We start from the raw sequence: 11,564 nt of genomic DNA on the forward strand, positions 1-11,564 counted from the left end.
TCCTTGAGCACGGCACCCGCAGGCTCCACGTCACCGGCGTCACCGCCCACCCCACCGCGCAGTGGGCGACCCAGCAGGCCCGCAATCTCGCCGCCGACCTCGGCACCCGCGTCGAGTCGCTGCGCTTCGTTCTTCGCGACCGCGACAGCAAGTACACCGACGCGTTCGACGCCGTCTTCGAAGCCGAGGACACCGAGGTGCTGCTCAGCGCATCTCGGGCGCCGCGCGTGAATGTCCACTGCGAGCGAGTAATCGGCACGATCCGGCGCGAGGCCCTCGACCTCCGACTGGACCTCGGTCAGTCGATGCCTTCGACGATGCGGAAGTCGCGCTCGACGCCGTCGGAGAGGGCGACCAGCGCCTCCTGGTAGGCCGCACTCTCGTGCGCCGCGACGGCCTGCTCGAAGCTGTCGAACTCGATCAGGACGGTGCGCTCGGCGATTCCGGCGTCATGCGCCACGACCCGACTGCCACGGGCGAGGATCCGACCGCCCCCGGCCTCGACGGCCGGACCGGCCAGCTTGTTGTAAGCAGCCAGCTTCTCAGGGTCTGAAATGGTGCGGTAGGCGCTGACCCAGTAGCCCTTGGGCATGGAACCTCCAGTGTTGGGATGAGTGCATCTGACTTACGAGTTGGTCTCGGACGAGCGTCGGCGGGCGAGAGCGAGGCTTGTCAGCGTCGTGATCGCCATGGCGCCGATGCCGACCAGCGCCGCGGTGGTGTAGGCGCTGTCGTCGGGGAAGAGGTGGCCGGGGCCGGTGCCCGCGGCGAGGATCAGGCCGCCGATGGCGCTGCCCAGGGAGTACCCGACGCTGCGGACGACGTAGTTGAAGCTCATGGCGCTCGACGTCTCGCTCTTGGGGGTGACGGCCAGGATGACGCCGGGCATCGCGGCCGAGAAGCCGCCGACGCCGAAGCCGAGCACGCCCATCGCCGCGAACAGTTCGGCCAGGTCCGACCGGGCCGCCGCGAACAGGGCGAACCCGCCGCCGACCACGACGGCGCTGCCGGCCAGGAGCAGGGGGTCGGCGATCCGCGTCCGGACCCGCGGCGTGAGCTTGCCGGCGACGAACCCCAGCACCGAGAACGGGATGAGGACCAGCCCGGCGACGAAGGTCGTCAGCCCGAAGCCGTAGCCGGCGCCGTGCGGCGTCTGCGCGTACCGGGTGATGAGCGTGAGCAGGAGGTACATGCCGATCCCGCCGACGAACATGGCGAGGTTCGCCCCGGCGACCGCCGGGTTCCGTACCGCCCGCACATCGACCAGGGGCGTCGTGCTGCGCAGCTCGATGACGGCCCAGACGCAGAGCAGCACCACCGCGACGACGGCGAGGCCCGCCGCCACGGCGAGGTGCCGGCTCCACAGATTCCGTTCGCCGGCGAGGAACAGCACCAGGAGCAGCGCAGCGGCCAGGACGACCGCGCCTGCCACGTCCACGTGGGCGGAGCGGCCTTCGGGGGCTTCGGGCATGGAGCGCCACGCGGTCAGGAGGGCGGCGGCGGTGACGACCAGGCCGAGGCCGTAGGCGGCCCGTACCCCGCCGAGCTCGGCGAGCAGTGCGGCCAGCGGGTAGCCGACGCCGGCCCCGATGATCGAGACCACCGAGATCAGGGCGATCACGGCCGCGCTGCGCTCCTCGGGGAGGTGGTCCCGGGCCACGCCCATCATCAGCGCCGTCAGCCCGAGCCCGACGCCCTGGGCCGCCCTGCCGGCCAGCAGCCACGCGAACGGCAGCGGCAGCACGGTGAGCGCGCTGCCGGCGACGACGACCGCCAGCGTGGCGAGGATCGTGGCCCGCCGGTGCCGGCCGGCTCCGAGCCGGCCCAGGACCGGCGTGGCGACGGCGCCGCTGAGCAGCGCGACGGTCAGCGTCCACTGCGCGCTGCCGAGCGAGACGTGGAACGAGGTCGCCACGCTGGTGATGAGCGGCGTCCCGAGGCTGGCGACCGCCGCCACGACCAGAGCGATGAACATCAGGGCGGGGACCAGCAGCCGCGCCTCGGAACGCGCCACCGGGAACGCCTTCACCGCGACCCCGCCGACCGGCTGCCCGGTCACTGCTTCGGCCCTTCGCGGTCCTGGCTTTCGAGCTCTGCCAGATGCTTCAGCGCCGGAAGGGCCGCCACCAGCGCCTCGACCTCGTCGCCGGTGAGCTCGCCGATCAACCGCTCGAACGCGTGGACGCCCGCCTGGCGCCGCGTCCGGACATAGGAGGCGCCGGCCTCGGTCAGGCACACCAGCGTGACCCGCTTGTCGGACGCGTCGCCCCGCCGCTCGACCAGGCCGGACTCCTCCATCACCCGGACCAGGGCGGTCATCGCGGGCTGGGTGACGCCCTCGACCGCGGCCAGATCGGTGATGCGCCGCGGGCCGGTCCGGTCCAGGGTAGCCAGGGTGGCGGCGGACGTCAGGCTCATGTCCCGGGGCAGGCGTCTCGCGGCCCTGGTGGCCAGGTCGTAGAGGGCTGCCCCGATGGCGGCGGACGCGCCAGGAGCGGTGTCTTGACGACTCATGCTCGAAGCATAGCTTTTTTATATTCATAGTTTATGGAAATGGTCGACTGGCGCGGGCGGCGCGCCTGTGCCTGCCGAGAACGTCATCCGGGCAGCTCAAGCGGCATGTCGGTACTCGTGGATGACGCCGCCGAGCCGGTCATGCCGGCGTATGTCGAGGCGGGCGATCCGGTCGGGGTTGATGATTGGTTCGGGGACTGGCCGTAGCGGGGCGTCCTGCTGCATGGCCTGGTGTGGCCGGTGCGAGTTGTGGTGTTGTTCGAACTCGCGCAGTGCGTGGAGAAGATGCCGCTGGTTCCAGAGCAGGGTGCGGTCGAGGAGCTCGTGGCGGCAGGTCTGCACCCAGCGCTCCATGATCGAGTTCATTCTCGGCATCCGTACGCCGGAGAGCACCACTTCGATGCCCGCGTCGGCGAGGACCGTGTCGAAGAGTGCGGGGAACTTCGTGTCGCGGTCCCGGATCAGGTGCTTCGCCCGGGCGCCCGCGTCCTCGAGATCCATGACCAGGTTCTTTGCGGCCTGTGTCACCCAGGACGCGGTCGGGTGCGCGGTGGCGCCCAGGATGTGGATGCGCCGGTTGGCGTGCTCGATCACCGCGAAGACGCACATTCGCGCCCCGGACAGCGTGACCGTCTCGAAAAAGTCGCAGGCCAGCAGGGCGTCGGCCTGGGAGCGTAGGAAGTCCGCCCAGGTAGTGGAGGAACGCTCGGGTGCCGGGTCGATCCCGGCCTCCTTGAGGATCTCCCAGACGGTGGAGGCAGCGACCTTGATCCCGAGGATGGCGAGTTCGCCGTGGATGCGCCGGTAGCCCCACGCGGGATTCTCGCGGGCCAGGCGCAGAACCAGGACGCGGATGGAGCGCACGGTGCGCGGCCGTCCGGGCCCTTTCGGGCGGGATGTGCTCGCGTGGCGGCGCCGCATCAGGTCGCGGTGCCAGCGCAGTACGGTGTCGGGGCGCACGATCAGCCGGAGCCGCCGGCGTAGCGTCTCGCGCGGTAGCGGCTGGAGGAGGGCGGCGAGGAATGCCCGGTCCGGCGCGGTGAACGCAGGCCGGACCTTGCCCAGTTGACGCTCCAGGACGGTGATCTGGTGGCGCAGGGCGAGGATCTCGGCGTCCTTGTCGCGGTCACTCATCGGCAGCAGGCGGAGCATCGCGAAGGCGTTAGTGACGGTGAGGTAGGCCAGGCGGATCAGCACGGCTGACCATCATGCCGAAGGGCCGATCGGAAGCGAAGCGTGGGCCCGGTCGGCGCTAGGGGCCATATGCACAGAGAGGCGATCAAGCACCTGAGCTGCACGGATGACGTTCTCGGCAGGCACACCGCTACGCCGAAGCAACCACAGCCCAGCACACCTACAGGGCGGGGGAACCCTCCCGTACATGGCCCCCGAATGCTGGAAGTACCAGCGGGCCACCGGCGCGACCGACATCTACGCCCTGGGCGTCCTCGCCTACGAGCTCCTGGAGGGCACGAGGCCCTTCACCGGACCGTACGAGCACGACTACCAGGAGCAGCACCTGCATGGAACCCCACCGCCGCTCACCACCGCGCCCGCCCTCCTTGCTGCTCTGATCACCGAATGCCTCTTCCGTGCCCCCCAGGGCCGACCCGCGGCCGGCAACGTACTGGAGAGACTGCGCCGCATCCCCACCGCGTCTCTGGCGGGCGGGCTGGCCGCCCTGGCAGAGGCGAACCGGGCCGAAGCCGCGCGCCGCTCCGAAGCCGATCGCCAGGCGTCAGCGGAAGCTACCGAAGCCGAACGGCGTCAAGACCTTCTGGAAGTCGCCGGCACGTCACTCCGCCTCATCTCCGACCACCTCCTGACGACGATCACGAACATCGTCTCCACGGCTGAGGTACGCAAGGGCGACCAGGGAGGCTGGACCGTCCGGCTCTCCGACGCCCAGCTGACCTTCACCGGCGTCAAAGAGGCAGACCCCAGCGCCTGGAACACAGGGACGATGGTGCCGTTCGACGTGATCGCCTCCGCAGTCATTCAACTCAAGGTTCCCAGAACCGGATCGGCTACGAGGGCCGCAGCCACTCCCTGTGGTACTCGGACGCCCAAGCAAGCGAGCGGTACCAATGGTTCGAGACTGCCTTCATGGCGACGCCGATGCGCAGCGCGATGTCCACGATGGACCCGTTCGCCCTCAACCCTCACCACGAGGCCCACGGAGCGGTCGGCCCTGCCATGGGCATGAACCAGGTGGCCTGGCCCTTCACCCCACTCTCGATTGGGGATTTGGACGAGTTCATCGACAGGTGGACGAACTGGCTGGCCAAGGCGGCCAGCGGAGAGCTCGGACACCCAAGCCGCATGCCTGAGCGCGACCCGCACGGATCCTGGAGGAAGTGACGGATCAGCACACAGCGCCCGCCCCAACAGCTGGGGGCGCCGTGGTTGGCTTCGTCGATCTCTGGGAACAGCGTTTGTCGATGGGGTCCGGAGTCAGTTGGTGATCTCTCGGCTCGTGATTGTCGAGCAGATGTGACGGCGCTGCGCGTGGGGACGGCGACGAAAAGGGAAGGCGGGAACCAACGGGGCGTTGGCAGGATGTCCGATCTCGACACCCGATGGGAAAGGACCCGCCGACTATGGCTCGTGCCATCACGTTGATCCGCTCTGCCTCCCTGTCCGACGTCGCCGAGTATGCCTACGCGGCCACGGCGCCCGCCGAGTCACGCCTGATCTTCCTCGCCGGGGCGTGTCCGCTGAACGATGACGGTTCCACTGCAGCGATCGGTGACTACGCGGGTCAGGCAATGAGGGCCATCGAGAACATGCAGGCTGCCCTCGCTGCCTCAGGTGCGTCGCTCCAGGACGTCATCAGCACAAGGGTTCTCGTCGCGTCGGCCCGGCGAGAGGACCTGGTGGCTGCCTGGGAGGTAGTCCGGGACTCGTTCGCCGACCATGACGTCCCAAGCACCTTGATGGGCGTCACCGTGCTCGGCTACAAGGACCAACTCGTCGAGATCGAGGCCGTCGCCGCCGTGCTCGATTCTTGAGCCCACTGACACGCTGTGGCGGCATGACCAGCAGCCTTCACCAACGGCATCTCGATGCTGCGCTGGCAAGAGATCCAGTGCTTCCCGAACTCATCAACACCACCCCTCCGTGGATTGAGGCGCCTCCCAGACGCATCGACATGTGACGTCACTACTGCTCGATAAAGGATGGTCCGCGGCCACGTTGCTGACCGCCGTGAGGAGATCCGGGTTCAGGCCGGCCGGGCCGTTCGCGGCGTGCTCACGTGGTGGTGCGGAGCGCCTCGGGATGGTGGCTGGTGCAGCAGCGTGGATCGTTCAGCTGTTCCACGGCCAGTAGATCCGTCAGGGTGCACGGTCCGTGATCACACGGTCCGGCATGCGAAGGCACCGGGTCGCCAGGACGAGCGGTTCCCTGGGGGTCCGATGTTTACGAAAGTCCACCATGGACCCGTTTCCTTGTCGCCTCGTCTGATTCCCACGGCCGGTCATTGGTCACGGCCTCCGGTCTGCCGTAGGCCGTCAGACGGCCGACACGGCATAGGCCCAGCACAGGTTGGGTTCCATCAAAAACTCCGGTATCGGCTCGTTGGGCCGTCGACGCCGGTCGAGGGCATCGGCGACCTTCAGCAGCTCCTGCGCCGGGGGGGCGGACCTCCGCCGTGTGGGCGGGTACCTACCCGCGGTAGCTCTCCAGGAGGCGTAGCCAGACCTCGCTGATCGTCGGGAAGGCGGGGACGGCGTGCCAGAGGCGTTCGATCGGTACCTCGCTGGTGACCGTGATGGTTGCCGAGTGCAGCAGTTCTGCGACGCCCGGGCCGACGAAGGTGACACCGGCGACGGTGCCGCGGTCGGTGTCGACGAGCGTGCGGGCCTTGCCGCGGTAGCCCTTGGCGTACTGGAACGCGCCCGCGACCCCGGCGATGTCGTGCCGGGTGCTGAGCCGCACGGTGCCGCCGTCGGGGGTGCTCACCACTACCTGGCGGGGGCCGTCGAGGCGGCCGTGTCCGCGCACGAGGTCGACAGAGACGGACTCCAGCCACTCGACCTGATCGTCGTCCCGCCAGTGCTGGACGATGTCATCGCGGTGGGCGAGGACGGCGGCCACGTCTAGCGGCCGGTCCACTGCCCGCCGCAGTCCTGGCACTCGCAGGGCGTCGGCGCGTCCCAGCACCGGCCGCAGCAGCGCCTTGCTCGGCTCACACGCCCAGTAGGAACACTCACCGCCGAGAAGCTCTCGCTCCACGATGACGGTGCTGAGTCCTGCGGCCCGGGTCCGCTCGGCCACGTTCTCGCCCCACGGGACCCGCGCCGATGACGACGACGTCGTAGGTGCGGTCGGTGTCGTTCACGGCGATTCCTGTGTCTCTCGGGTCCCGCATTGCCCGCGTTGCAGGGCCCTGCCCCGTCGGCGACGTGCTCACGCGCGTCCTCGGGCCGTCACCGTCTCACCGGCCGGGCTGGCGTTCGGTGATCTCCTGAAGCACCCAGCCGTTGCCGTCCGGGTCGCGGAAGGTGGCGTAGGAGGCGTAGGAAGTGCGGTGGGGCTCGGGGCCGGGAATCCGCTGCTGGCCTGCATCGCGGTGGACTGCGTCTCCGTCCTCGTGTCCGTGGTGAAGGAGCCCGCCGGCGTCGTGGAACACTTCGCTGACCTCGATGCCCCGCTCGACGAGTTCCGCGCGTGCCTGTTCGACGTCCGAGACGATGAGGTAGAGGCCTTGGGCCGTGCCTGGGGCGGTGGAGATCATTCCCTTACCGAAGATGATGGAGCACTGTGATCCGGGCGGCGTGAAGTGCACCAACCGGTAGTCGTCGCTGAACGTGTTGTCGACGTCCAAGCGGAATCCCGCTGTCTCGTAGAAGTTCTTGGCCTGGTCGACGTCGGAGACGGGCAGCACGATGACTTCGAGCTTCAGATCCATCTCTTTCACCTTCATGGAAGAGAATCCCGGAAGACTGGGAGAATGCGGTCTTACTTGAGCAGGCGAGGGCGAGGGACTCGGTGCAGCGGATGCCGACTTGCCGAGTGTTTGCCGACGATGCCACTCGCGACGACAGTGGCTGGGCGGCGTCTGGGCGGCGGGGGAGGCCCGGATAAGGTGCCGGCAACGGCGAGGTGGCCGCGAGTGCAGCCCAGGCATGCCCTGTCAGTGTGCCTTGCGGGTGGTCCGTGCGCACTTCGAGGAGGCTCCTCGTCCGCGGTGCCACCAGCCGCGCACAGCCTGGCTGGTGGCACCGAAGGTAGCGCAGCAGGCAGGTCGCACACTGGCGGCCTTCGGCGCCTTTGCCGTGTTGCCACCGCCCAGAGCAGCCCATTCCCCGGCATCGGTGGTGCAATCCTCCCTCAGGGTGTGCCGCCCGCCGCCCGCCGCCAGCTGCATCAGCGGTGTGTCGAAGTCGATGTCCTCGACGGACTGCTGGGCCCGGGTGGCGTTGCCGCCGAAGCGGTGCTGGTATGCGGACCACGCCTGGTCGGCGATCGCCTCGCCGACCCCGCTGCCGTGAGGGCGGCGAGTTCGGTGGCCGCGCGGCCGATCCGCTCGCCGAGAGCGGGTGAACTCCAGTCCTCAAGCGCAGCGAAGACCGATGTCGGCGCCGTGAGGGCGCGCAGGGCGAACATGGGCCGGGCTTGGTCCTCGACGACCAGCGCGTGGCGCGAACTGCCGGCGGTGGCACCCAGCAGGACGGGCTTCGCGACCACGAGATCGGTGTCGAGACGCGTCGCATGGCGACTGGGGCTTGAGGTCAGCGACCGCCCTCCGACGTCTGGCCGGGTGCGGCGCAGTCAGCTATTGGGTTTTTGCCGGCTCGCCCAGGCGGAGTGAGAAGGCATGGCCGGGCCGTAACGCCTTCCTGCTATGAACGGGCCGAGCGAAATCAGGCCTCATGCCCTTTTGGTCGGCGCAGATTCGACGACCACGCGATTATCCAGGCGGGCGTGTAGCGGTTACTCCGCAGGGCGGTCGGGAGCGCTCTCGCGCACTGTCGATGGGGCTTCCGTAGCCCGGAGGAGTGCTGCGATCAGCTCTTCCAGGTCGGCGCCCAGGGGGGTGTCGCAGTCCCAGACGGCTTCGTAGGCGATCTCGACGGGCTCCCCTGCCTGAAGGAGGGGGCGGCAGCTGGTGTGCTCGTGCGTGATCTTGGATTGGGGCAGTAGAGCCGCTCCCAGGCCGATCGCCGCCCACTCGTCCACGGCCCGGAAGCTGGCAGCTTCACCGGGGTAGGTGTGCAGGGGCAAGTGATTGTCGCGGAAGAGTTCCGTGGTGAAGGTGGTCAACCCGCAGGTGCTGGGGCCGAGGATGTAGGCGGCGTCCGCTGCGGATTTGAGCTCCACGGGGTCGTTGTCCCCCGAGGCTGCGGGGTCGATCACGACCACTGGTTCCCGGGCGATGACACGGTGCCGGAGCGTGGGCATGCCGGCCGCGGCGGGCACAAGGATGATGTCCAGTCGGCCTGCCTCCAAGTCCCTGCTCAGGGGTTCTAGGTCTGCCTCCCGCAGGACAAGGTCGTGTGGACGCTCCAGGGTTCGGGCGGCTTGGAATGCCTGGGCGACCAGGTCTGCCCCGATCAGGGGTGATACGCCCATGCGGATCGTTTCGGCAGCGGGGCGGGCCAGCCGTTGGCTCTCGGCGGCAAGTGTGTCGAGGGAGCCGAGGACGTTGTCGATCAGGGGCAGGAGCCGTGCGCCGTGTGCCGTGGGGCGCACCCCACGGGGTGAGCGGTCGAAGAGCTTGACACCGAGTTCCTCCTCCAGCCGGGCGACGCCGTTGGACAAGGCCGGCTGCGTCACGCCGTAGGCCCGTGCGGCGGCGCTGAAGGACTGGGTCCGGGAGATGGCCTGGATATAGCGCAGCGTCTCGATGTTCACGATGACGATTATCCCCTCTGCGTTATAAGAGCACGTTATACCCGCATTCATCCCGATCCTCTACCGGCACCCTGTGGATCGTCCTACAGTCTGAACCGTCCCCAGGGCGCTCGAGGCCGGCCACAACGGTGAGCGTTACCTCAAGCCGATCCCCCGCGGTTCTGCCGCGCTTCCCCATTCCTGCCGTCCTCAGCGGTGGCCCTGTGTGCCGTCCTCAGCCGCAGCCATATAGGTCTATTTTGTCGTGAAGTAAACCAATATGAGCCACTACGGGCCCCGCACAGAACACGCACTAAGGAGCACGTCATGTCCAGCAACACCCTTGACTTCACCGGACAGAAGGTCGTCGTCATCGGCGGCACCAGCGGTATGGGGCTGGCCTCCGCGCGCCAGGTTCTGGAGGGCGACGGCAGCGCCGTCGTCACCGGACGGTCCGAGAAGAGCGCCGCGGCAGCGGTGGCCGAACTGTCCGGTTCCGGTTCCGGGGACGTCGTCGGCCTGGCCGCCGACCTGTCCGACCAGGCTGCCGTGGACCGCCTGCGCGCCGAACTGACCGAGCAGCACGCCGACGCCACCCTCCTGGTCAACGCCGCCGGCATCTTCGAACCGAAGCCCTTCCTGGAGCACACCCCGCAGGACTACGACAGTTACCAGGCCATCACCCGGGCCTTCTACTTCATCACCCAGACCATCGCCAGCAACATGATCGCCCGCGGCAACAAGGGCGCCATCGTCAACATCGGCGGCATGCTGGCCCACCAGGCGATGGCCGCCACCCCGTCCTCGGCATACTCCGTGGCCAAGGCCGGCCTGCACTCCCTCACCCAGCACCTGGCCATGGAACTCGCCCCGTACGGCATCCGCGTCAACACCGTGGCCCCCGCCGTGGTGCGCACCCCGATTTACGAGGCCTTCATCCCCAAGGACGACATCCCCGCCATGCTCGACGCGCTCAACAGCTTCCACCCCCTCGGCCGCGTCGGAACCCCCGAAGACGTCGCCCCCACCGTGGCCTTCCTCCTGTCCGGCCACACCGACTGGGTCACCGGCGCCACCTGGGACGTCGACGGCGGCGTCAGGGCCGGCCGCAACAAGTACTGACCGGCCGCCGCCCCCTGTCCCGTACCCGCCCAGCCGACAACACCAGGAGCGCATCGTGTCCTACCACGAGCACACCGACCACCAGTACGCCAAGCACATACGCGCCGGCGCCCCGGAAGCCTTCAAGGCGTTCATGGCCTGGGACACCCAGGTCCTGCGCGGCAGCGACAAGGTCATCCCGCCCAAGTACACCGAACTCATGGCGGTCGCCGTCGCCCTGACCACGCAGTGCGCCTACTGCATCGAGGCCCACACCAAGGCCGCCCACGCCGCGGGCGCAACCCAGCAGGAAGTCGCCGAGACCGTCATGATCGCCGCGGCGCTGCGCGCGGGCGGCGGCTACGCGCACGGTTTCATGGCGATGAAGTTCTTCGACCAGGCCGACAACAGCGACGTCCGGTGACCTGACACGACGGCCGCCGCCGGGCGTAACGCTCAGACGCTCCCGGCGGCGGCCGTCGTGGCCCCACGACTCACCTCTGATCACAAGGAGTTGACACAGATGACCGTCATCAACGACGTCGACATCGACGCACTACGGCACAGCACCAAGACGCTCCGCACCGACCCCACAGTCGCCCGGGCTACATTCACCGTCGACGGATCCTGGCAGGGCGGCTACCGGATCACCACGCGGACGGGCGCACTGACCCAGGGTGGTGAGCGCGACGGGACGCGCGTTGCGAAGTTCGCGATGACCAGCGACGAGCCCGTCGCGGCGCTCGGCACCGACACCGCGCCCACGCCCGCTGAGTACGTGCTGCACGCGCTCGCTGGCTGTGACAAATCTGCTATCGATCACTAGATGGATGATGCGTTGACCTGGGGATCCAGTGATCGTTATAGGACTCTTTGCCCGGGGAGTGTAAAACTAACGGCGGATCTGCTGATCAAGGAAGAGACGCCAAGTGACTGTGCAGGGTGTGGAGTTGGATTCGATCGAGGCCACTGGTCCGGCGGTTCCCGGAGGGGTGCCGGATGACCAGCTGATCTCGGTGCTGATAGACCGGGCCCGGTCGGAGGGCCTGCAGCTGACTGGGGAGGGCGGGCTGCTGCAGCAGCTGACGAAGCGGGTGCTGGAATCCGCCCTG

Annotated in this window: 11 protein-coding genes and 3 pseudogenes; 7 read left to right on the forward strand and 7 right to left on the reverse strand. The window is 68.5% G+C overall.

The window, feature by feature from the left end; translation table 11 throughout:
• Positions 1-371, forward strand: a pseudogene (locus tag ACWCP8_RS40380) (integrase); the annotation flags it as partial.
• Here the strand turns inward: ACWCP8_RS40380 and ACWCP8_RS40385 are convergent.
• The 4 genes from ACWCP8_RS40385 to ACWCP8_RS40400 form a co-directional block, all read right to left on the reverse strand.
• A complete protein-coding gene (locus ACWCP8_RS40385; protein WP_059130497.1) occupies positions 299-592 on the reverse strand; it encodes a DUF1330 domain-containing protein in 294 nt (97 codons plus the stop codon). The pseudogene ACWCP8_RS40380 and the gene ACWCP8_RS40385 sit on opposite strands and share 73 nt — an antisense overlap.
• Positions 593-625: 33 nt before the next feature.
• Complete coding sequence (locus ACWCP8_RS40390) at positions 626-2,059, reverse strand: MFS transporter (protein ID WP_451121494.1); 1,434 nt, start codon at positions 2,057-2,059, stop codon at positions 626-628.
• Entirely contained in the window at positions 2,056-2,418 is a 363-nt protein-coding gene (locus ACWCP8_RS40395; RefSeq protein WP_014173936.1) for a MarR family winged helix-turn-helix transcriptional regulator, read from the reverse strand. Before ACWCP8_RS40395 ends, ACWCP8_RS40390 begins: the two co-directional genes overlap by 4 nt.
• Positions 2,419-2,610: 192 nt before the next feature.
• The gene (locus tag ACWCP8_RS40400; RefSeq protein ID WP_451121496.1) at positions 2,611-3,711 is read right to left on the reverse strand and encodes an integrase core domain-containing protein; all 1,101 of its coding nucleotides are present in this window, start codon (positions 3,709-3,711) and stop codon (positions 2,611-2,613) included.
• 103 nt (positions 3,712-3,814) lie between these two features.
• On the opposite strand from ACWCP8_RS40400, the gene ACWCP8_RS40405 reads away from it, so the two are divergent.
• Together ACWCP8_RS40405 and ACWCP8_RS40410 are read left to right on the forward strand one after the other, a co-directional pair.
• The gene (locus tag ACWCP8_RS40405) at positions 3,815-4,720 is read left to right on the forward strand and encodes a protein kinase domain-containing protein (protein WP_451121498.1); all 906 of its coding nucleotides are present in this window, start codon (positions 3,815-3,817) and stop codon (positions 4,718-4,720) included.
• Between the two features lie 394 nt (positions 4,721-5,114).
• Positions 5,115-5,525 (forward strand): RidA family protein, encoded by a 411-nt coding sequence (locus ACWCP8_RS40410; RefSeq protein WP_451121500.1) that lies wholly within the window; start codon positions 5,115-5,117, stop codon positions 5,523-5,525.
• Between the two features lie 655 nt (positions 5,526-6,180).
• Here ACWCP8_RS40410 and ACWCP8_RS40415 read toward each other — a convergent pair.
• The 3 genes and pseudogenes from ACWCP8_RS40415 to ACWCP8_RS40425 all read right to left on the reverse strand — a co-directional run bounded on the left by ACWCP8_RS40415 (position 6,181) and on the right by ACWCP8_RS40425 (position 9,372).
• Positions 6,181-6,886, reverse strand: a pseudogene (locus ACWCP8_RS40415) (FAD-dependent oxidoreductase).
• Positions 6,887-6,952: 66 nt separating this feature from the next.
• Entirely contained in the window at positions 6,953-7,426 is a 474-nt protein-coding gene (locus tag ACWCP8_RS40420; RefSeq protein WP_451121502.1) for a VOC family protein, read from the reverse strand.
• Positions 7,427-8,451: 1,025 nt separating this feature from the next.
• Complete coding sequence (locus ACWCP8_RS40425) at positions 8,452-9,372, reverse strand: LysR family transcriptional regulator (RefSeq protein ID WP_451121504.1); 921 nt, start codon at positions 9,370-9,372, stop codon at positions 8,452-8,454.
• Positions 9,373-9,678: 306 nt separating this feature from the next.
• On the opposite strand from ACWCP8_RS40425, the gene ACWCP8_RS40430 reads away from it, so the two are divergent.
• From ACWCP8_RS40430 to ACWCP8_RS40445, 4 genes and pseudogenes are all read left to right on the forward strand, one after another.
• A complete protein-coding gene (locus ACWCP8_RS40430) occupies positions 9,679-10,473 on the forward strand; it encodes an SDR family NAD(P)-dependent oxidoreductase (RefSeq protein WP_451121506.1) in 795 nt (264 codons plus the stop codon).
• A gap of 55 nt (positions 10,474-10,528) precedes the next feature.
• Complete coding sequence (locus ACWCP8_RS40435; protein WP_352271047.1) at positions 10,529-10,876, forward strand: carboxymuconolactone decarboxylase family protein; 348 nt, start codon at positions 10,529-10,531, stop codon at positions 10,874-10,876.
• A gap of 99 nt (positions 10,877-10,975) precedes the next feature.
• Positions 10,976-11,278 carry an OsmC family protein gene (locus ACWCP8_RS40440; RefSeq protein WP_451121507.1) on the forward strand — a complete coding sequence of 101 codons (303 nt, stop codon included), beginning with the start codon at positions 10,976-10,978 and terminating at the stop codon, positions 11,276-11,278.
• A 118-nt stretch (positions 11,279-11,396) separates the two neighbouring features.
• Positions 11,397-11,564: pseudogene (locus ACWCP8_RS40445) on the forward strand (IS256 family transposase); the annotation flags it as partial.

The organism is Streptomyces sp. NPDC002206 (assembly GCF_053593595.1).

What these genes read in the sequence shown, in the direction of transcription:
- ACWCP8_RS40440 (WP_451121507.1), top strand. Translation starts at nt 10,976, where the DNA reads ATGACCGTCATCAACGACGTCGACATCGACGCACTACGGCACAGCACC.
- ACWCP8_RS40385 (WP_059130497.1), bottom strand. Translation starts at nt 592, where the DNA reads ATGCCCAAGGGCTACTGGGTCAGCGCCTACCGCACCATTTCAGACCCT.
- ACWCP8_RS40395 (WP_014173936.1), bottom strand. Translation starts at nt 2,418, where the DNA reads ATGAGCCTGACGTCCGCCGCCACCCTGGCTACCCTGGACCGGACCGGC.
- ACWCP8_RS40420 (WP_451121502.1), bottom strand. Translation starts at nt 7,426, where the DNA reads ATGGATCTGAAGCTCGAAGTCATCGTGCTGCCCGTCTCCGACGTCGAC.
- ACWCP8_RS40410 (WP_451121500.1), top strand. Translation starts at nt 5,115, where the DNA reads ATGGCTCGTGCCATCACGTTGATCCGCTCTGCCTCCCTGTCCGACGTC.
- ACWCP8_RS40405 (WP_451121498.1), top strand. Translation starts at nt 3,815, where the DNA reads ATGACGTTCTCGGCAGGCACACCGCTACGCCGAAGCAACCACAGCCCA.
- ACWCP8_RS40430 (WP_451121506.1), top strand. Translation starts at nt 9,679, where the DNA reads ATGTCCAGCAACACCCTTGACTTCACCGGACAGAAGGTCGTCGTCATC.